This window comes from Acinetobacter sp. LipI_15, from assembly GCF_058242865.1.
Genome location: NZ_JBZAYN010000001.1, coordinates 2,051,641 through 2,072,893, shown reverse-complemented (window position 1 = coordinate 2,072,893; position 21,253 = coordinate 2,051,641). Strand labels below are relative to the sequence as shown.

The 21,253-nt window shown below is 39.8% G+C and carries 18 protein-coding genes; 10 read left to right on the top strand and 8 right to left on the bottom strand.

Annotated elements, in window-relative coordinates; translation table 11 throughout:
- Window positions 1–238 precede the first annotated feature (238 nt).
- Together AC4CU0_RS09950 and alaS are read right to left on the bottom strand one after the other, a co-directional pair.
- Window positions 239–1,519, bottom strand: coding sequence for an aspartate kinase (locus AC4CU0_RS09950; RefSeq protein WP_078189079.1), 1,281 nt, complete (start codon window positions 1,517–1,519; stop codon window positions 239–241).
- Window positions 1,520–1,865: 346 nt separating this feature from the next.
- Window positions 1,866–4,559 (bottom strand): alanine--tRNA ligase, encoded by a 2,694-nt coding sequence (gene alaS, locus AC4CU0_RS09945; RefSeq protein ID WP_490743053.1) that lies wholly within the window; start codon window positions 4,557–4,559, stop codon window positions 1,866–1,868.
- Window positions 4,560–5,134: 575 nt separating this feature from the next.
- On the opposite strand from alaS, the gene AC4CU0_RS09940 reads away from it, so the two are divergent.
- Window positions 5,135–6,163, top strand: coding sequence for a type I glyceraldehyde-3-phosphate dehydrogenase (locus AC4CU0_RS09940; RefSeq protein ID WP_180023959.1), 1,029 nt, complete (start codon window positions 5,135–5,137; stop codon window positions 6,161–6,163).
- 199 nt (window positions 6,164–6,362) lie between these two features.
- On the top strand, window positions 6,363–6,665 hold the full coding sequence (locus AC4CU0_RS09935; protein WP_490743493.1) for a hypothetical protein: 303 nt from the start codon (window positions 6,363–6,365) through the stop codon (window positions 6,663–6,665).
- A gap of 163 nt (window positions 6,666–6,828) precedes the next feature.
- Here AC4CU0_RS09935 and AC4CU0_RS09930 read toward each other — a convergent pair whose 3' ends face one another.
- Together AC4CU0_RS09930 and AC4CU0_RS09925 are read right to left on the bottom strand one after the other, a co-directional pair.
- Window positions 6,829–7,128, bottom strand: coding sequence for an AzlD family protein (locus AC4CU0_RS09930; RefSeq protein ID WP_180012238.1), 300 nt, complete (start codon window positions 7,126–7,128; stop codon window positions 6,829–6,831).
- Window positions 7,125–7,871: an AzlC family ABC transporter permease gene (locus AC4CU0_RS09925; protein WP_490743052.1), complete on the bottom strand. Its 747-nt coding sequence runs from the start codon at window positions 7,869–7,871 to the stop codon at window positions 7,125–7,127. The genes AC4CU0_RS09930 and AC4CU0_RS09925 overlap by 4 nt, the downstream gene beginning before the upstream one ends.
- A 142-nt stretch (window positions 7,872–8,013) precedes the next feature.
- On the opposite strand from AC4CU0_RS09925, the gene AC4CU0_RS09920 reads away from it, so the two are divergent.
- The 6 genes from AC4CU0_RS09920 (at window position 8,014) to AC4CU0_RS09895 (ending at window position 14,005) form a co-directional block, all read left to right on the top strand.
- Window positions 8,014–8,469, top strand: a complete 456-nt coding sequence (locus AC4CU0_RS09920) for an Lrp/AsnC family transcriptional regulator (protein ID WP_490743051.1) — start codon at window positions 8,014–8,016, stop codon at window positions 8,467–8,469.
- 321 nt (window positions 8,470–8,790) lie between these two features.
- Window positions 8,791–9,957 (top strand): ATP phosphoribosyltransferase regulatory subunit, encoded by a 1,167-nt coding sequence (locus AC4CU0_RS09915; protein WP_490743050.1) that lies wholly within the window; start codon window positions 8,791–8,793, stop codon window positions 9,955–9,957.
- A 64-nt stretch (window positions 9,958–10,021) separates the two neighbouring features.
- Window positions 10,022–11,341: an adenylosuccinate synthase gene (locus AC4CU0_RS09910; RefSeq protein WP_490743049.1), complete on the top strand. Its 1,320-nt coding sequence runs from the start codon at window positions 10,022–10,024 to the stop codon at window positions 11,339–11,341.
- 562 nt (window positions 11,342–11,903) lie between these two features.
- Window positions 11,904–12,707, top strand: coding sequence for a M48 family metallopeptidase (locus tag AC4CU0_RS09905; protein WP_180103165.1), 804 nt, complete (start codon window positions 11,904–11,906; stop codon window positions 12,705–12,707).
- A gap of 97 nt (window positions 12,708–12,804) precedes the next feature.
- Window positions 12,805–13,113, top strand: a complete 309-nt coding sequence (locus tag AC4CU0_RS09900) for a hypothetical protein (RefSeq protein ID WP_078194385.1) — start codon at window positions 12,805–12,807, stop codon at window positions 13,111–13,113.
- Window positions 13,114–13,225: 112 nt separating this feature from the next.
- Entirely contained in the window at window positions 13,226–14,005 is a 780-nt protein-coding gene (locus AC4CU0_RS09895) for a M48 family metallopeptidase (RefSeq protein WP_111885895.1), read from the top strand.
- A 156-nt stretch (window positions 14,006–14,161) separates the two neighbouring features.
- Here the strand turns inward: AC4CU0_RS09895 and AC4CU0_RS09890 are convergent, their stop codons facing one another.
- The 3 genes from AC4CU0_RS09890 to AC4CU0_RS09880 all read right to left on the bottom strand — a co-directional run bounded on the left by AC4CU0_RS09890 (window position 14,162) and on the right by AC4CU0_RS09880 (window position 17,499).
- The gene (locus AC4CU0_RS09890; RefSeq protein ID WP_078194383.1) at window positions 14,162–14,644 is read right to left on the bottom strand and encodes an FKBP-type peptidyl-prolyl cis-trans isomerase; all 483 of its coding nucleotides are present in this window, start codon (window positions 14,642–14,644) and stop codon (window positions 14,162–14,164) included.
- 136 nt (window positions 14,645–14,780) lie between these two features.
- Window positions 14,781–16,082, bottom strand: coding sequence for an NAD(P)/FAD-dependent oxidoreductase (locus AC4CU0_RS09885; RefSeq protein WP_490743048.1), 1,302 nt, complete (start codon window positions 16,080–16,082; stop codon window positions 14,781–14,783).
- A 103-nt stretch (window positions 16,083–16,185) separates the two neighbouring features.
- Window positions 16,186–17,499 carry a D-alanyl-D-alanine carboxypeptidase PBP6B gene (locus tag AC4CU0_RS09880; RefSeq protein WP_490743047.1) on the bottom strand — a complete coding sequence of 438 codons (1,314 nt, stop codon included), beginning with the start codon at window positions 17,497–17,499 and terminating at the stop codon, window positions 16,186–16,188.
- Between the two features lie 180 nt (window positions 17,500–17,679).
- Between AC4CU0_RS09880 and AC4CU0_RS09875 the strand changes: the two genes are divergently transcribed.
- Together AC4CU0_RS09875 and AC4CU0_RS09870 are read left to right on the top strand one after the other, a co-directional pair.
- Window positions 17,680–19,383: a M61 family metallopeptidase gene (locus AC4CU0_RS09875; RefSeq protein ID WP_490743046.1), complete on the top strand. Its 1,704-nt coding sequence runs from the start codon at window positions 17,680–17,682 to the stop codon at window positions 19,381–19,383.
- Between the two features lie 61 nt (window positions 19,384–19,444).
- On the top strand, window positions 19,445–20,203 hold the full coding sequence (locus tag AC4CU0_RS09870; protein ID WP_490743045.1) for a hypothetical protein: 759 nt from the start codon (window positions 19,445–19,447) through the stop codon (window positions 20,201–20,203).
- 81 nt (window positions 20,204–20,284) lie between these two features.
- On the opposite strand, the gene AC4CU0_RS09865 is transcribed toward AC4CU0_RS09870, so the two are convergent.
- Window positions 20,285–21,073, bottom strand: coding sequence for an rRNA large subunit pseudouridine synthase E (locus tag AC4CU0_RS09865; protein WP_078194376.1), 789 nt, complete (start codon window positions 21,071–21,073; stop codon window positions 20,285–20,287).
- Window positions 21,074–21,253: the final 180 nt, after the last annotated feature.

Here is a 21,253-nt window from a genome sequence, read left to right as displayed (position 1 = left end):
TGCAAAATGCAAAACCTGCAAATGATCTGTTATGTAAAATTCATAACTTGTAAAAGCAAAAAAATTTAGCAGTGCATCTGAAACAATCATTGTGACAGTCGCAAACTGAGTAAATTTTAAAATCCTCAGGTTTAATATAACAGAGCCACTATAAAAAAAACTATAGTGGCTCTGAATTTTTACGATGTTTTTCAAAATCTGTCTAACAATGACAAATTTTGACACACAGCAAGGTTAATTAAGCACGCGCGCTTGATTCACCTGTTTCACGGTCTAGACCGAATGCAGTGTGTAGAGCACGTACAGCAAGCTCTAAGTATTTCTCATCGATAATCACTGAAATTTTGATTTCAGAAGTCGAGATCATCAAAATGTTAATGCCTTCTTTTGCAAGAGCAGTAAACATTTTGCTTGCTACGCCAGCGTGTGAACGCATACCAACACCAACGATCGATACTTTAACGATGTCTGCGCGAGTTGCAACTTCACGTGCACCAATTTCTTGTGCAGTCGCTTCAAGAATGGCTTTCGCTTTTGGTAATTCACCGCGGTTAACTGTAAATGTGAAATCAGTTGTGCCGTCTTCTTCAACGTTTTGGATAATCATATCCACTTCAACATTGGCATCACCAATTGGTGAAAGGATGTTTGAAGCAATACCCGGTTTATCCGGTACACCAAGAATAGTTAATTTAGCTTCATCACGGTTGAACGCGATACCTGAGATGATTGGTTGTTCCATGTTGTCTTCCGCTTCAGTGGTGATTAGTGTCCCGACGTTTTGTTTAAAGTTTTCGTCGAATGCGCCATCATCGTCATTATCAAAACTTGATAATACGCGTAAAGGCACTTGGTATTTACCTGCAAATTCTACAGAGCGAATTTGAAGGACTTTAGAACCAAGTGATGCCATTTCAAGCATTTCTTCAAAAGAAATACGATCAACTTTTTTCGCTTTTGGAGCGACACGAGGGTCAGTGGTGTAAACACCATCAACGTCTGTGTAAATCTGACATTCGTCAGCTTTAAGTGCAGCAGCCAATGCAACACCCGAAGTGTCAGAACCACCACGACCTAGAGTCGTTGTGTTACCTTCGGCATCAAAGCCTTGGAAACCTGCCACAACAATGACACGTCCAGCGTCAAGGTTTGAAGTCAATACATCCGTATCAATCGCTTCAATACGCGCCTTGGTAAATGCGCTGTCGGTTTTAATACCAACTTGACGACCTGTAAGTGATTTAGCTTCAACACCAATAGAGTTAAGTGCCATTGCTAACATAGAAATCGTTACCTGTTCACCCGTAGACACCATTTGGTCTAATTCGCGTGGATCAGGTGTTTCGGTAATGGCTTTCGCTAAAGCAAGTAGACGATTGGTTTCGCCACTCATTGCAGATACAACAACCACAACTTTGTGACCGTGATCATGCCAACGCTTTACACGACGAGCAACATTTAAAATGCGCTCTGGAGTACCCATTGAGGTACCGCCATATTTTTGAACGATTAATGCCATAACTATCCTTACCAAGTAAATAAGTCTAAAGACTTAAAGCACTTACACATATTTTAAGACCGCACTTGAGCGCGATTTTAATATACCACGTAGCTCATGAACTCCAAGGTAGGAGGAGTTCAAATAGATACTTTGTGTCTGCAGGGGATTCACATGAACCCAGCCTTTTAGACTCCATTTTCATCATTTAGCCAGAGGTTGAATATTGGTTTCAACATGATGATTGAGTTTGCGCTTTCACGCATCAACAGTGTTTAAGCAGGATCCAGCATTAAAAAACACACTGCTTAAACCTGTTGATTTGCTCAAAGGAGGTGAGTCACTTTGAGCTATAGGACTTTTGGTCTTATTTTGCAGCTAACCATGCAACGAGGTCAGTCATTACTGCTTCAAGTTTGTCGCTATAAGGCGCACCACCTTGAGCCATATCAGGTTTACCACCACCTTTACCACCAAGCTCTTGACCAAGGTGTTTGATGATGTCACCTGCTTTTACAGCAGCAGTGTATTCTTTAGCAACCGAAGCAATCAGGCTCACTTTGTCGGCATCAACCGCTGCGATCACGATCACAGCATTGTCTAACTTAGATTTCACACCATCGTGCAAGTTGCGAAGTGATTTCGCATCTACACCTTGAACCGTGGTGATTAATGTTTTACGGCCAGCAATCTCTTGAACTTGACTCAATAACTCAGCGGCTTGGAAGCTTGCCAATTTTTGGTTCAATTGTTCAATTTGTTTTTGCAAGCTAGATGCTGTGTGAGACAAAGCTTCAACTTTTTCTAAAGTTTGATCTTTTTGCGCTTTCAGCAAATCGTTGATTGCATGAATGTCACGATCTGCTTTTTGCGCAGCTTCAACAGCTTCAGTACCCGTAACGGCTTCAATACGACGTACGCCTGCAGCAACACCGCCTTCAGAAGTGATTTTGAATAGACCAATATCACCGGTGCGTTTTACATGAATACCGCCACAAAGTTCGATAGAGAAGTTTTTCTCATCTTTGGTTGTACCCATTGAAAGTACACGTACTTCGTCACCGTATTTCTCACCGAACAACATCATTGCGCCTTTTTCTTTGGCCGCATCGATGTCTAAAAGTTCAGTTGAAACAGCAGTGTTGGCAATCACTTCGGCATTGACAATGCGTTCAATTTCTTGAAGCTGTTCAAATGAAACAGGCTGATCATTGGCAAAGTCAAAACGTAAAAGTTCGCTGGCAACCAATGAGCCTTTTTGCTGTACGTGCGTACCCAAAACTTGGCGCAGCGCTGCATGCAACAGGTGAGTCGCAGAGTGGTTGCGCGATGTTGCTGCACGGATATCTGCTTTAACAATCGCTTCAACCGCTTGAGCCGCTTTTAAGTTACCCATGGTCACGATGCCTTGGTGTACAAATGCGCCGCCTGATTTTTTGGTGTCTTGAACTTCAAAAATACCAGTTTCGTTTTTGAAGATACCTGTATCGCCAACTTGACCGCCACTTTCTGCATAGAACGGAGTTTGGTTTAGAACGATTAGTGCTTCGTCACCTTCAAAAACTTCATCAACTTGTTCGCCGTCTTTGTAGATTGCAACAATTTGACCTTGGCCTTGAGTTGCGTCATAGCCGTCAAATTGAGTCTCGCCTTCAACTTTGACAATTGAGTTGTAGTCGACAGCAAATTTACCAGCATCACGCGCACGTTGACGTTGAGCCGCCATTTCGACTTCGAAACCAGCTTCATCAATCGTTAAATCACGTTCACGTGCAATGTCTGCTGTTAAGTCAGTCGGGAAGCCGTAAGTATCGTAAAGTTTAAATACAGTTTCGCCTGGAATCACTGAACCTTTAAGTTGAGCCAATTCGCCTTCAAGCAATTTCAAACCTTGCTCTAAAGTTTTTGCGAATTGTTCTTCTTCTTTCAAAAGCTGAGCTTCGATACGTGCTTGCTGTGCAGCAAGCTCAGGATAAGCAGCGCCCATCACGTTGATGAGTGGTTGCAACATTTTATGGAAGAATGAACCTGTTGCACCCAATTTGTTACCATGACGTACTGCACGACGGATAATACGGCGAAGTACATAGCCACGGCCTTCGTTAGACGGGTTAACACCGTCTGCAATCAAGAAGCAGCAAGAACGTGCATGGTCAGCCACAACTTTAAGTGAAGCAGGGTATTCAACTGGTTTGTTTTCTGCTTGAGCTTTTGCTTCAAGTTCAGTGGTATCTAAACCAATGATTTCAGCAGCAGCTTTAAGTAGGTTTTGGAATAGATCGATTTCGTAGTTTGAGTTTACATGCTGTAAAACTGCAGAAATACGCTCAAGGCCCATACCTGTATCTACAGAAGGTGCAGGAAGGGCATGCAGCACACCATCAGCAGTACGGTTGAACTGCATGAATACGTTGTTCCAAATTTCGATGAAACGATCGCCATCTTCTTCAGGAGTGCCCGGTAAGCCGCCCCAAATGTGGTCACCATGGTCAAAGAAGATTTCAGAACATGGACCGCAAGGACCTGTATCGCCCATTGCCCAGAAGTTATCTGAAGCGTATTTTTCGCCTTTGTTGTCACCAATACGGATAATACGTGAAGCGTCTAGACCAATTTCTTTGTTCCAGATATCAAATGCTTCGTCATCTGTGTGGTAAACAGTGGCATAAAGTTTATCTTTTGGCAGACCTAACCATTTTTCGTTGGTTAAGAAATCCCAAGCAAATGTGATGGCATCACGTTTGAAGTAGTCACCAAATGAGAAGTTACCCAACATTTCAAAGAATGTGTGGTGACGTGCTGTATAACCAACGTTGTCTAAGTCGTTGTGTTTACCGCCGGCACGGACACATTTTTGTGAAGAAGTTGCACGAACGTAGTCACGTTTTTCAAGACCAAGGAAGCAGTCTTTAAACTGGTTCATACCTGCGTTTGTGAACAATAATGTTGGGTCGTTGGCAGGTACCAGAGAACTCGACGCGACACGTGTATGCCCTTGCGATTCAAAATAGCTTAAAAAAGCTTCGCGAATTTCAGCTGATGTCATAAAACGAGTACTCACAACCAAGTCTCTCCTAATTTCGATTTGGTAATAGCATATCAAGCAAGTCTTACAAAATTTTAAAGCTGGCTTGAGATGCTGACATAAAATTTAAAAACGCTAAATTATAACGGAAAAAGGTGTAGTGACCAATGATTTTCGGCTATCTCTATGACTTTTTATATGTTTTAAATTTGGCACCTATATTTTTAGATTTTTAAACCTTTGGAACGTTAAATGTATTCATTGAATAATCTATTGTGAGCACTGTTTGCAGCGTTTTATTTATATGTCTTGAAAAGCTTTAAAAGTTCAAATTCAACATGTTGATGAATGCTCTACATGAAGGTGCATTGCTTTTATATTTTTCAGTTCATTGGGAAAATTGAATGTTTATATCCAATTTAATCATAGTGTTTGGACTTGATCTTGGTGCTGTACATTTCTAGTGAAGCTAATATTTAGATCTATACAGGTGCTAAAGTTTTATAAAAATAAAGCCCAATAAGCATTAAACGAATAAATGATAACGTTTTCATGTTGAAATCCATTAACATATAGATGCTTTATTTTTGTTTCAAAACGAAGGATTGGTCATGCAGCGAGTGGCAATTAATGGATTTGGTCGAATCGGACGCAATGTATTACGCGCTTGGTTTGAAAATCCAAAAGAATTTCATTATGAAATTGTTGCCATAAATGATGTCGCTGATGTGGAAACCATGGTGCATTTGTTTAAATATGACACCACGCATGGTCGTTTTGCAGGCCAAGTCGAAATTCTTGAACAAGATGGCGCTATTTTTCTAGATATCTCTTGTGCTCAAGCGCATCTCAAAGTGCAAGTTTTAAATGAAGCACAGCCGAGTCTTTTGCCTTGGCAGCAACTGAATGTCGATGTGGTACTCGAATGCACAGGTTTATTTAGATCGCGAGAGGCAGCCACACAACATATTGGTGCAGGTGCCAAACGTGTAATTATTGGTGCGGCGCCGTTTGACAGTGTTGATGCTGCGATTGTGTATGGTGTTAATCATCATGAAGTCAAAGCGACGGATCAAATTATTTCGAGTGTGTCGTGTACCACGCAGGCTTTGGTGCCTTTAGTCAAAATTATTGATGATGCCTTTGGTATAGACACAGCACTCATGACAGAAATTCATGCTGTGACTGCGGATCAGTCTGTATTGGATCATGCACATCGTGACTTACGTCGTGCGCGAGCTTCGGGTCAAAATATTATTCCAACGACTTCTTCAGCTCTAGGGGCATTGAAACGGGTGATGCCGAAAATGGAAGATCGAATCGATGGCTATTCGATTCGTGTACCGACTATCAATGTTGCTGCAATCGATTTAAGTTTTGTGTCCCAATCGCTTATCACCAAGCATGAGTTAAATGCAGTGTTAAGCAAAGCTGCACGTTTTGATTATCATGAAATTATGTCAGTAACCGATGAACCTTTAGTCTCAAGCGATTTTAATCATTCACCCTATTCATTGATTGTTGATTTGAATCAAACCATGGTGGTAGGAAAACAAGCAAAAGTTTTCGCATGGTATGACAATGAGTGGGGCTATGCGAACCGCTTACTCGATTTATGTGAAAGTTTTCATTCTCTATAAACATTCAAACTTATCCGATATAAAAAACATCTACTAGCTTGTATGTGTTTTTTATTTTCTAAAATTAGATGAAAAATCATGCGTAATGACGTTGATGTATCTCGAAAATATTGAAAAACTTTAAAAAATATTCAAGCACAGCCGATTTATTGTTTAAGATGAAAGTCAAAGAAATATATAAAGAGTATTGAACATGATGTTGATGTTACTTTGGGGATTTATTTTATTATTGGCGCTGGCGGTTATTTTTTTAATTTGGCTACAGTTTAATCGTGACGTATCGCAATCTACCGCGCATGAAACCTTGCCACTCGAGGAAAAAGTGGTGCATCTAGAAGCGAACTTGAAAAAGACCTTGGAAATTATGCAAGACCTTGCAAAGAAAATGCATATCCAGCAAGAAGTTTTAGATCAGACCACTCACAAATTACAGCAAGTTGAATTGCAAAATGCAGAGTTGGTGAACCTTTTGACAAAAGTGGTCAAGACAGACCAAAGCTAATCAAAAAAATACAAAAGACTGCCCACACCTCGATATCTGCATGAAGCATGTGATCTCAAGGTATGGGTATTTTTTATCCAATAAGATGATTCCTAATATTCATCATCATTGGGTTTAAATCGTAGTTCTTTCGTTATTCAAAACATGATCGCGTATTACTTAGTTAAATCAAAATTTGTCTTAATACTGCTGCTGAAAGCATGCTAATCACAACGGTAGGCAATAACGAAAAACGTGATGCTGCAAATAGGGTAATGGCCATCGCGATCAGATCAGCAGGATTATCTTTAACAAAATAAGGCGCGATCACTGAGATCAACACACAGCCGGGAACAACTTCCATAATTTGACGTTGTTTGTTGGTGAGGCTACGGTTTTTCAGTAACACATAACCCAAGATACGGGTCAGGTAAGTGGTTAAGGCTATAAATAGGATTGCGATCAATGTGCTAGTGTGGATCATGCATCATCTCCAATCAGGAAAAATGCAGAAGCAATACCCGTAACTGCGCCAATCGGAACATACCAGCCCGCTGGGAGATACAAATACGCCAGAGATGCGGCAATCAAACTGACCAGCCATGGACGCGCCGCTTTAAAGCCTTTCCACATGCCACGCAGTAAAACAAGAAATACAGCAGGGAAGGCCATATCAAAACCAAGTCGAGTAATATCGCCAAGTATCGGCCCGATCATTGCCCCTAGCGTGGTAAAGCCAACCCACATCAAATATAGAGCACAGCATAAGCCTGCATAGAACATCAAACTAAAGGCGCGCTGAATTCCCAAAACATTAGATTTTTTTTGCGCATCAGCCAAACCCACAGCCCAACTTTCATCGCACATAAAAAATAAAGCGGTATAAACCTTACGATTCGGTAGATGTCGTAAATACGGGACAAGGCTCGCCCCCATTAATAGGTGCCGACTATTCACTAAAAACGTAATAAACATCAGCATGAGAATATTAGGAGGATTGGTCCAAACTTGCAAAATGGCAAATTCAGAACCACCTGCAAAGTTAAGACCAGTCAAAAGCGGTACTTCTAAACTAGAAAAGCCTTTATGTGTTGCCTGAGCACCCAAAACTAATGCAAAAGGAATAATGCCCAGCAGCATTGGAATAGATGTTTTTAGACCTCGTTTAAACTCCATAGAATGCTGTGAATGGGTGTGATTGAGTGTACTTTGTCTAAACATCAACATGACGTTTTCCATGAAGCGAGATCGAAAGCAATATTTTATGGATATCTGAGCAGCATTTGGCAGCTATTTTATGGAAGATTGCTTTTATTGTGTAATGAAATTACTAAAATAAAGATTATTGTGAAATTTAGTGCCTTTATTGATGGATCAGAGAGATAAACGCATTTTGCAAGCATTACAGCAAAATGGAAAACTACAAAATAATGAATTGGCCCAACTTGTTGGTTTATCACCTTCGCCGTGTTTGAGACGGGTTAAGCAACTAGAAGATGAAGGCTATATTGAGAAATATGTGGCTTTACTGAATCAGTCAAAATTGAATTTAAGTTTAACGGTATTTGCGCGGATTTGGCTAAAAGGTCAAGATGCAAAAACCGTGAATGATTTTGTCGCAGCGATTCAAACGATGCCTGAGGTCGTTGAATGTCAACTCATGGCAGGGGATTGTGACTTTTTCTTACGTATCGTCGTGGCAGATTTAGAAGCCTATCGAAAGTTTCAGATTCATCATTTAACGCAGATTGCCAGTGTGCAAAATGTAAAAACAGAGATACCTTTACAGGCCGTTAAACAAACTACAGCGCTTCCATTGGATTGATGTTCGTGTCTTAAATTAAGTTATTGAGCCTGATCATATTTATAACTTTGTTTAAAACTTCATCTATAGAAAGTAGGATGCTTATTATTTTTTATCAAATGGTTAAAAAAATAACGTTCACAGGATTTTAAAATATAAGCATAAACATCAATTTAGTTGTAAAAGTTAAAGCTGTATATGAAGTAATGAATGCTGAAGCATCTTTTATGAAAAAGTCGTGTGCAAGCGTAAAACTATCGTGCTAAACTAGGAGAAATCGGGTGTGCTCCCGATTTTTTTATGCGGATTTGTTCCGCGCTGACAAGAATTTAGGTTTACAACATGCCCATTTCAGAGACATGGTTATTACCTGATGGTGTAGCTGATGTACTGCCAGAACAGGCGCAAGTGATTGAATCTTTGCGTCGTGAAGCATTAGATTTCCTCGCATCTCGAGGTTATCAGTTGGTGTACACGCCATTCATTGAATACATCGAATCTCTATCTTCTCTTTCAGAATCGAATCAAGATTTAGACTTAGCCACTTTTAAAGTTATCGATCAGTTGTCTGGTCGTTTACTTGGTGTGCGTGCCGATATGACACCACAAGTGGCTCGTATTGATGCGCATGTACATCCTGTCGAAGGTGTAGCTCGTTATTGCTACGCTGGGACAGTGTTACATACTAAGCCTCAGGGATTTAATACCACACGTGCACCATTACAATTAGGTGCAGAACTTTTTGGTTCGGACAGCATTGATGCTGACGTTGAGTTGATCGATGTCATGATTAACTTGCTTCAAACAGCAGGTCATTCAGACGGTATCCATCTAGATTTAGGGCATGTCGGTTTATTCCGTAGCTTGGTTAAGCAAGCAGGTTTAAGTAAAGCGATTGAACGTCAGCTTTCTGACTTGTATCAACGTAAAGCTTTGCCTGAGTTGGCTGAGTTCACGCAAACACTTCCTTTTGGTCAAGATTTTTATACCTTGGGTCGTTTCTCAAGTGACTTAGACTCGCTTCAAGCAAATTTAAGTGCTGAAGTTTTAAATAACGAAGCATTTAAACTTGCATTTGATGCAGTGAAATCGACACAAGCCGCAATTCAGGTGCGTTGGCCAGAGCTACATATTGGTATCGATGTTGTAGAACTTCGTTCATACCATTATCACACTGGTTTAATGTATGCCGTTTATGCGCCAAACCGTGCTGCACCACTGGCTCAAGGTGGTCGCTATGATGGTATTGGTGAACATTTTGGTCGTGCACGTCCAGCAACAGGCTTCTCTTGTGACTTATATGCATTAACTGCGGGTCAAGTTCAGAGTGCTAAAGTTTTGGTTGCACCCAAAGGTATTGACGCAGATTTATTAAATGCAATTGCATCAGCACGAAACGAAGGTTTCAGTGTGGTTCAATTGTTAGGTAATGATGATTTAAGCTCAGTTTCATCTGCAAGCCATCAATTGGTGAATGCAAATGGCGAGTGGACAATCAAACAAATTTAATCGCGTGATGTGTATCTCACATAAACGTTTTTCAATTTTAACAGCATGATGCAATGAGGCTATTATGGGCAAGAATGTTGTGGTACTTGGTACCCAATGGGGCGACGAAGGTAAAGGTAAGATCGTCGACCTGCTCACAGATCAAGCGGCTGCGGTAGTTCGTTATCAAGGCGGACACAACGCAGGTCATACACTTGTGGTTGGTGGTAAGAAAACTGTATTACACCTCATTCCATCTGGTATTTTACGTGAAAACGTATTGTGCTTAATTGGTAACGGTGTTGTTCTTTCTCCTGAAGCACTTATCCATGAAATGGATGTTTTAGAGAAAGAAGGCGTGCCAGTTAAAGAACGTTTACGTATTTCTCCAAACTGTCCTTTAATTCTTCCAAACCACATCGCACTTGACCAAGCGCGTGAGAAAAAACGTGGTAATGCGAAAATCGGTACTACAGGTCGTGGTATTGGTCCAGCGTATGAAGATAAAGTGGCTCGTCGTGCAGTACGTGTTGCGGACTTGGTACGTGGTGGTGATCATCTTAAAGCTCAACTTGAAGAGCTGCTTGAATACCATAACTTCCAATTGACTCAATTCTACGGCGTAGACGCAGTTAAATTAGAAGACGTAATCGCGCTTTGTGACGAATGGCGTAAAGTCATCGAACCTATGGTGATGGACGTTACTGGCGAACTTCATGCTTACCGTAAAGCAGGTAAGAAAATCATGTTTGAAGGCGCGCAAGGTTCACTTCTTGACGTTGACCACGGTACATACCCGTATGTGACTTCTTCAAATACAACTGCTGGTGGCGTAAGCTCAGGTTCAGGTCTTGGTCCATTACACCTTGACTATGTATTGGGTATTACTAAAGCGTACACAACTCGTGTAGGTGCTGGTCCGTTCCCAACTGAACTTGTTTATGATGCTGCTAACGATGTTGGTGATGCGATCGGTAAACACTTGGGTACAGTAGGTTCTGAGTTTGGTGCGTCTACTGGCCGTCAACGTCGTTGTGGCTGGTTCGATGCTGAAATTCTACGTCGCTCAGTAGAAGTAAACTCACTTTCTGGTATTTGCTTAACTAAACTAGACGTTCTAGATGGTTTAGAAGAAGTGAAAATCTGTGTAGGTTACGAAGCGGCTGATTCTGGTTGTGTAGGTTCTTCTGATGCGCTTGCATTTGAAACTTTAAAACCGATCTACGAAACTATGCCAGGTTGGTCTGAGTCTACTTTCGGTGCGAAATCACTAGATCAATTGCCACAAAATGCAATTAACTATGTGAAACGTTTAGAGCAATTGATTGAATGTCCAATCGACATCATTTCAACTGGTCCAGACCGTGATGAAACAATCGTATTACGTCATCCATTCGACGCATAATGTGCTGTTGAATTAAGATGTCAAAAGCCTCGCGAAAGCGGGGCTTTTTTTATAGGGCGAAGAATAAAAATTCAAAAACCGACAGGTATTATTAACTGATAAACGCAGTAACATCCGAAGTGCCATTTGATTCAAATAAAAGAATGATACGCGGTATGGTCATCCGCAAGTGTTTGAGACAGGACAACTTTTAATCAAAAATGTTTTTGCAATACTGTGAATAATTTGACACTAGTGAACGAGTTTTGTCGGTGAGGTGCATTGCACCGCAAGATGGTTTCCTTGCGAAGCACGCTTCTCATTTTGCCAAATGAGAAACAACGTTTCGTAAGAGGTACCTCCAGCCGAAGGCTAATCCCTTTATTTAAGCTCTAGATGTAAGACTCCGTCGAATATACTTAAAAGTATTTAAAAAATGTGAAATTATTTTTACGGAGTAACATCAGATATTAAATTTAAATCATGGAAAAATAAAGATTTTGAAAAAAATAAGTATAAAAATATTGAGTCAGTCAATTTTTTGTATATATTTGACACTCTTTATAAATAACTAGAGATCATGATGAATTATAAAAAATCTTTGGCATGCTTTGCCGTAGCAGCTTCTTTATCAGGTTGTACAACAATTGCTGATCTTGCAGGTGCCGATTCTGCATCTTTGAACTTACAGGCAACACAGTCTTATAACGCAATGCTGAAAGACGCACAGACCAAACAAGTGCTCGATACCAAGTCTGCGACTTATCAAAAAGTAAACCGTGTTTTCTGGAAAATGAAACCATTTGCAGATCAGATGAATCAAACGGGTCAGGTTTTTGATTGGAAAGTTGCCGTGATCAAGTCTAAAGAAATTAACGCCTATGTGGCACCAGGCGGCAAAGTTGTTTTCTATACAGGAATCGTCGAAACCCTCAAACTGACGGATGATGAAGTCGCAGCAATCATGGGTCACGAAATGGTTCATGCTTTAGAAGAACATGCAAAAAATAAAATTGGCGCTTCAGCACTGACCAATCTTGCGGTGAGTATCGGTTCACAATATGTAGGCAATGCTGCAGGCGGCTATGGTGCAACCTTGCTTGATTTGGGTAGTCAGTTCGGTGTGGGCTTACCGTATTCACGTAATTTGGAAAGCCGCGCGGATAAAGGTGGCCTAGTGATGATGGCAAAAGCTGGATACAACCCAGAAGCAGCGATCTCGTTGTGGAAAAAAATGAATGCAAATGACAACAGTGGCAATGATGCACTGAGCAAATTTATGTCTACACACCCAAGCAATAATGACCGTATTGCTGCTATGCAAAAAATGATGCCAGAAGCACAGCAATATTATAAAAATGCGACACCTTCGAGTGTACGTCGTTAATATCGGCTGTTTTCAAGACTAAAGTTGCATTTTAGTACGCTATACACATTGTGTTGAGTTGCTAAAATGCAATTTGAATTAGGAAGAGAAGTGCAGGATGCAAAAGAATATTTCGACCACCATTTTTTATTCTTTATTATTTGCGATGGGGGGAGCACCCACTATTGCTATGATGATCATTCGTGCCCAAACTCAAGATCCACAATTAATTTATCAAGCCCTGATTGGGTTGTCGGTGATTATTGCCTGTATTCTTGTGCCCATAGTTTTGATACAAAATGCTGTCCTATTTTTTAAGCGAAAAAATGTGCAGTTAGAAGAAAAAATTAAGCCATTAATGCATGTGTATTTGGGCTTGAATGTGGTTTGCTTAATCTATTGGTTGGTTCTTCAATTTTCAGCTTAAAAAAATTACATAAATACTATTATAAGTCGCTATAACTTCGTTTTAAGCTCCAAACCATAAGAATATAATATCCATAAATTCACTTATATTTTAATGGTCTGGAGTATCCTTAATGAAAAAAATAATTCTAACGAGCCTGTGTATGGCCGGTGTAATGACGATTTCGGGCTGTGCGACAGTGGCAGATATGGCAGGAGCGGATACTGCTACATTGAACGCGCAAGCAACACAAAGTTATAACAAAATGGTGGCGGATGCGCGTTCTAAAAATCAGTTAGATACTTCATCAAGTACGTATAAACGAATTAATTCAGTATTCCTCAAACTTCGCCCATTTGCAGACCAAATGAACCAAACGGGTCAAGCGTTCCAATGGCAATTGGCAGTCATGAAATCTGATCAAGTCAATGCCTTTGTAGCTCCAGGCGGTAAAGTTGTATTTTATACAGGTATCGTCAATAAACTGAATTTAACCGATGCAGAAATTGCAGCAGTTATGGGACATGAAATGGTCCATGCTCTTGAAGAGCATGCAAAAAGTAAATTGGGAGCGCAAGCCTTAACTGATCTTGCATTGAATATTGGTTTAAGTGCGGCAGGTAATAATGTCGGTCAATTGGGTACTGCGGCCGCGCAGTTGGGTAGTCAAATTGGTATAGGTCTGCCTTATTCACGTTCTTTGGAAAGCCGTGCAGACCAAGGTGGCTTAATGTTAATGGCACGTGCAGGTTATAACCCACAAGCGGCGATTACGCTTTGGGAAAAAATGAATAAGCTTGAAGGTGCGGGAGGTTCATCATTCTTATCAACGCATCCATCAAACTCACAACGTATTGAAGCGATGCGTAAAAATCTACCTGCAGCGCAGCAGATTTATAACCAACGTCGTTAATTCATAAGAATTAATTATCCGTTTTAAAAAAGCAGGCCGTGGCCTGCTTTTTTGTATTTAATAGTTTGAAAAGTTCTTATATGGCATACCTATATCAGGCGCAATAAAAAAGGCAAAGTAAAAACTTTGCCTTTTTGCACTAGAGATCAGAAGATCTTAGTGGTGGTGACCGCCTGCACCGTGTACGTGACCGTGTTCAAGTTCTTCAGCAGAAGCTTCACGGATTTCAACGATTTCAACTTCGAAAGTTAAATCTTGACCAGCAAGTGGAAAGTTCGCATCAACAACAACGTTGTCGCCTTCAACCGCTTTAACTGTCACGATTTGAACGCCGTCATCAGTTTGAGCTTGGAATTGCATACCTGGTTGGATGTTGTCCACGCCTTGGAACATTTGAGCAGGAACTTCTTGAACGAGATCAGGATTGTATTCGCCATAACCTTCAGCAGCAGGTACAGTTACAGTGAATTTTTCACCAACTGTTTTGCCTAAAAGAGCTTTTTCAAGACCTGGAATGATGTTACCAGCGCCGTGCAAATATGCTAGTGGCTCACCTTGAGATTGGTCGAGAGTTTCACCCTCTGCATTAGTCAATGTGTAGTGGAAAGAAACCACAGAGTTATTTGCAATAGCAGTCATGTTATTGATCCATTCAATTTTTTAAGGGTTACATCATAAAGTGAAATTGCACTTTTGTAGACTAAATTTATCAAAAAAATGCAATTTTTAAATGTTTATGATGATTTTTTCATTAATCGGGGCAAATCTGTAAATTTCAATGCAATTTAATTTTAGGCGCAATTTTTCGTGTAACAAAATCTTTAGCCGTTAATAGTCCTGCATGTGCATAGCCGTAAATTGTAGCTTGATGCATTCGATACAGTGATACGTACATTGATTTGGCAACAAAGCCTTGAACATTGACCTGACCTAAAAGTTCACCAACCGCTTTATGCTTGCTTAATGAGACTAGGGAGCCTTTGTCTGAAAATACGAACATTGGGAGTTGTTGACCACGGATACGCGCCTTTAAACAATCCACGAGAAATGACGCTTGTTGGCTAGCAACTTGAGCGCGTGGGCCGAGGACAGGCTCATCTGCACGCGGTTGGCAATGTGCACAATCACCAAACGCGAAAATATCTGGGTGTGCCTTAGTTTGTAATGTTGCATATACACTTAAACGCCCCATGCGGTCTTTTTCAAAGCCTTCAAGTTTAGAAATTACTTCTGGTGTTTTAATGCCTGCCGCCCAAACTTTTAGTTCGGCTTTAATTTTGCTTCCATCATTAAAATAAACATGTTCAGCATCGACTTTTTCCACACGTTTAGAGGTTAAGACCTCAATTTTCATGCGTTGTAATTGCTGCTGTGCATGCTCGGCCATTTTTTCAGGCAGTGCAGGCAGAATCCGATCAGCACCTTCAATTAAATTGATCTGTACGCTTTGCGGATGAATTTTATTTAAACCATATTTATAAAAATTATGTTTGGCTTCAACTAATTCTGCTGAAAGTTCAACCCCCGTTGCACCTGCGCCAATAATGGCAATTTTCAACTCACGTGCTGTATTACTATTTTGTGCATCCAAATATAATTGTAAGAGATCTTGTTGGAAGATTTCAGCTTGTTGTAGGCTGTCCAAATAGTGGCAATGTTCATACACGCCCGGTGTATTGAAATCGTTGGAAACTGAGCCTAAAGCAAGAACAAGGGTGTCATAACTCAGTTGCAGTTGTTCTTGAGTAGATTCATATTTTCCTTGTTGGACTTTGCTGAGCTGAATGGTTTTTTCAGCAGGATGAACATTTTCAAACTTAGCCAAGACAAACTCATAATGATGCTTCGCAGCATGCGCATAGTAGTTGATTTCTTCTTCGCTGACTGACATCGTGCCTGCGGCAATTTCATGTAAAAGGGGTTTCCAGACATGCGTGAGTTTCATATCTACGAGGGTAATGCGCGCTTTCTTTTTTTTCCCGAGTAAGTCACCGAGTTGCGTAACCAGTTCTAAACCACCAGCACCACCACCGACAATGACAATATGGTGTAACTTGGAGTCATCAGCGTTATTCATTGAATTACCTATTTTATTATTGTTGAAAAAAAGAAGATGGCACGAGTATGCCATCTTCTTTATTGCACAAATAACGAATTGTCTTACAAGTTACATAATCACATCATTGACCTAAAGGGTAGGTTTTAACTTCTGCTGCATCCGTATTAAAGATGCTAAAAAGGCCTTTGATCCACATCATAAAACGCTCAAAAATATTGGCTTCTTCAATTTGCACGTCATCTTCGATATCAAAGGTATTGATCAGCTGATTATTTTGATAAACAGTAACGGTGGCTAATTTCATTACTTCAGCCAAAGGCGCAGTGAGTTCTTTTTCATTTACTTCAACACTCAGTTTAGTCTGTGTTTCATGAAGTGGTTCAATGGCTTGAATTTGGCCATTGCCAGTATTTAAAAGAATACGTTGCTGCGTAAGGTCAAACGCTTTTAAATCGATGGCATAAGCTTGATCATAAAGTGAAGTAGTAATCAGCTTAGGTTGTTGAGTTTCCACCTTAAACATTTTTAAGGTTGATTTAACCACAGGTAATTCTGCAATTAATTGCTTATCTTTGATTGCAACTTCATTACGTGTATAGGTATAAGCCAAGTTCATGAGGTTGTGTGCTACTTCTGCACGTTTTAATCCACTTTTTGCCCCTAATACCACAACAATCAAACGACGTTCTGGCGCGTCAGGATTCGCGATCAAACGGTTGGCTGTTAAAGCTAAATTATAACCTGCAGCTTTAGTAAAACCTGTTTTTAAACCATCCACAGTAGGATCTTGTTTGAGTAAAATATTAGTTGCATGGTGGAAACGGTGATTATAACTAAAACTTTGTTGTTTAGAATAATTCAAATACTCAGGTGTTTCGGTAACAAGTGCTTGCCCTAAACGTGCAAGGTCAGCCGCCGATGAATAATGTTCTGGCATGGTAATACCGGCTGGATTTTGAAAATTGGTATCATTCATGCCCAAAGCTTTAGCTTCTTTGTTCATGCGTTCAATAAATTTTGGAATATCACTAGAAATGCGTTCAGCTAAAGTCACAGCGGCATCATTGGCAGACATGACCACAAGACCTGCTAAAAGCTGATCAACTGAAATTTGTTCGCCTGCTTTGAGATACATTTGTGATTCATCCCATTGAACCACTTGTACAACTGGGGTTGCGGTTAGGATTTCATTTTTCTTTAAATGACCTGCTTTAATTTCCTTTAAAGCAATATAAGCCACCATCATTTTGGTAAGTGAAGCAGGGGCACGCTGAACATGGCTATTATGTTCTGCAATCACCTGACCCGACTGAGGGTCTAAAATGGTCCAAGCTTCAGCTTCAACGGTTTCAGGGACAATATTTAAAAGGGCAGCATTTGCTATCGTGGAGCATAGAAAACTAAGCAGCGCGATGAGGTAGATCACGTGTTTCAATGAGGTTCCTTAACCAACCATTCCGTTGGTGGTAAAACGAAAAAATTTTTAGGCATGCTATGCCTTTTTTTTTCTGCTGACTAGTCATAATTGTAGACAATTGCGACAGTTCCGCATTCAGTTGTAAAAAATGTTAATCTAATTGATAAGTTATCTTTTACTAATTTTATATCGCCCATTATGTTGCATTATCAAATCGAATTTGACGATTATCGTCAGCATCTAGTCCATGTCACTGCACGTTTCTTGGCAAATCCAACACAGGTGCTTTCTTTGCCAACTTGGATTCCCGGAAGTTACTTAATTCGTGAATTTTCGAAGCATATCGAAGCTGTTCGAGCTTATGATGAAGATGGGCGTTTGTTACAAATTGAGAAATTTGAAAAAAATAAATGGCGTTTATTTAATACTGATCATGAGTTGATCACGGTTGAATATGATGTATATGCCTTCGATTTGTCGGTCCGTGGTGCTTATGTTGATCAAAGCCGTTTATATGTCAATCCAGCTTGCGCATGTTTAGGTTTAGTTGACCAAGAACATACAGCTATTGAGATTGAAGTATTCTTGCCACCAGAGTTAAAACATTTCCAACTTGCGACTGGATTGAAGTCAAAAAGTTTAGTGAAAGGTCGTTATACCTTATATGCAGATAACTATGCTCAGTTGATTGATGCACCGTTTGAGCTTGCGGAACAAACTCGTTTCAGGTTTGAAGCCAACGGCATTCCACACGAATTTGTGGTTTCGGGCAAACATGCCATGAACGCGCAGCGTATGCAGCAAGACATCGAAAAAATTTGTTCGACAGAAATTTCCATGTTTGGTTCAGCACCATTTAAAGACTATACCTTTATGACCATGGCAACGGCCAATAGCTATGGTGGTTTAGAGCATCCAAATAGTACAAGTTTAATTAGCCCGCGTGATGATTTGCCAAAAGCCAATGAACCTGTAGAGCCATCGGCAGATTATCAACGTTTCTTAGGGTTATGCAGCCATGAATATTTCCACTCATGGTTGGTAAAATTTATCCGTCCAGAAAACTTTGTGAATTATGATTTGAACAAAGAAGGCTACACTTCTTTGCTTTGGATTTTTGAAGGTTTTACATCGTATTATGATGATTTGATTTTACTGCGTAGCGGTGTGATTAATCAGGATTCATATATCAAACTTTTGAAAGCACAAATTGATCGCTATTTACAAAATCCAGGTCGTGAAATTCAAACCGTTGCTGAGTCAAGCTTTGATGCATGGGTGAAATTCTACCGTCAGGATGAAAACTCAAATAATGCAGGTACAAGTTACTACAACAAAGGCTGCCTCGTGGCGCTATGTTTAGATCTTGGCTTACGTCTACGTGGTTCAAGTCTTGATGCCCTAATGCGTAAATTATATGCAAATGCGCAAAATGGCATTCAAGTGAATGAACGGACTATTTTCAATTTATGTAATGAATTAACGGGTGATGATTGGTTAGAACAAATCAATCACTTGATTAATACTACAGATGAATTGCCGTTAGATCAGTTGTTCCCTGAGTTTGGCTTAAGCTATACACTCAAAAATGACAAATCATTGCCATTTGGTTTAAAACTGGCTGATAAGCCTGAAGGTGTGTTGGTTCAGTCTGCTCGCCGTGACGGTGCAGCTGCAAAAGCTGGCTTGTCTGCGAACGATGTGATTATTGCAATTGATGGTCTAAAAGCAACCGTTAAATTGGCAGAAAAATATGCCAAGCAAGATGGCAGTTATACGGTGTTGGCATTCCGCCGTGATGAGCTGATGAGCTTTGAAGTGAAAGCGGCAGGTTCAGAATTAACTGAAGTTGAACTTAAAGTGGAAGATCAGGCTAAAGTTGAGAAGTGGTTGAAGGCTTAATTTGATAAGTATTTAATTTTCATGTAAAACCCATACTTAGGTATGGGTTTTTTATAAGAAAATGAATAGTAAAAATTTAATAATTGGAATTTCGATAACTGTAATTTGGTTCTTAGTGATAGTACTGTTTTGCTTTCAAAACAATTTTGTATTTACCAATAGAGAGCTGAATTCACTAGGGGATTTTCTCGCAGGTATATTTGCTCCAGTTGCTCTTCTTTGGTTAATACTCGGGTATCTCCAGCAAGGTAAACAATTAGATCAAAATACCAAAGCTTTGGAACAGCAAGAAAAAGCACTTAAACTTCAAATAGAAGAGATGAAGGAGAGCGTTAAACAGCAAGGGTATCTTGCTCAGCTACAGTCAGAACAATTGAGAATGAATCATAATTCATGCCAACCTTACTTAGAATTATGCACTCCAAAATTAGAAATTCTTAATATTAGAGATCTATTAACTAATAAGCCTGAAAAGTTATGTTCATTAATTTTTAGTGTTTATTCGAGAATTAATGAATCAAGAATTGTTTTATTAATGACTTTGGATGACACAATTTATCAGCGTGAAATGAAAATATTAGTTGATGAGTCTATTGAATTTAAATTAAGGCTAGATTGTTTGAATGACACTTATACTAATGATTTTTTATCAGGAAAAATCAATGATTTGGATTTTAAATTTAAGATGAGATTTCAGAATATTTATGGATTAGAAACTGAAAATATTTATTCATATAGAATATTAAGACATGAAACAGGTGAGGTTCAAGTATTAAAGCCATCACTGAGAGATTCGTTAGTAGCAAGTAAAGTTGTATAAATTATGCTTCAAAGATTCATTTTTATTGAAAAAAAGCTCACTGGTGTAAGCTTTTTTCAAACTGATTTTTAAGAAATAATATCAACGTCCGTTACGACCGCGGCCACGTGGGGCTTTAGTATTCGGACGAGTTGTACCATTGGTACGGCGTTTTGGTTTTTCGCTCTCATCCATTTGCCAGATACGTTTTGTACCTGACTTTTTCACTGAGCCATCTTTATTCTTACGAACCATTGGCTTACCACCTGTACCGCCTGGTTTTTTCACATAAGAGCGCGAACGGTAAGGTTCTTCTGCAGGTACATTTTGAAAGTCAGGGTACAGTAAAGGCTCAATTTCTTTGGTTTCACCTGGTTCTAAACCCAATTGAACTAAATCGATGGCACCAATACGTGTACGAATTAAACGTAAAGTCGGGAAACCTACTGCTGAAGTCATACGACGAACTTGACGGTTACGGCCTTCGCAAATTTGGATTTCAACCCAAGAGGTTGGAATGTTTGCACGGAAACGTACAGGAGGATCACGATCCCATAACCATTCTGGCTGTTGCACTTTAATGGCTTTGGCTGGCAAAGTCATACCATCTTTTAGCTCAACGCCTTTACGTAATTGTTCAAGCGCTTCTTCTGTGATGTCGCCATCGACTTGCACTAAGTAGGTTTTGAACTTTTTATTTTCAGGATTGGTGATGTACTGATTTAAACCACCATGATCGGTTAAAAATACCAAACCTTCGGAGTCCATATCTAAACGACCTGCAATACGTAGACTAGGATCGTCCACGAAGTCAGATATGGTCATATGCGCTTCGTCTTTACGGAATTGGGAGAGCACGTCATATGGCTTGTTTAAGATGACGATTTTCATAGGAAATAACTTCTATTAAATACAATAATTCAAATTGGTTAAGATTTATTCAATAGGGAAATGCAGCTATTTCCCATCTAAATCTCAAAAAAGGTAGATTTGCTTTAGAGTATTATGCGTGAAGCGCAATTAAAAGTCTTATCAAACAGCAATTATTTTTCACTCGCTTCTCAGGGAGGA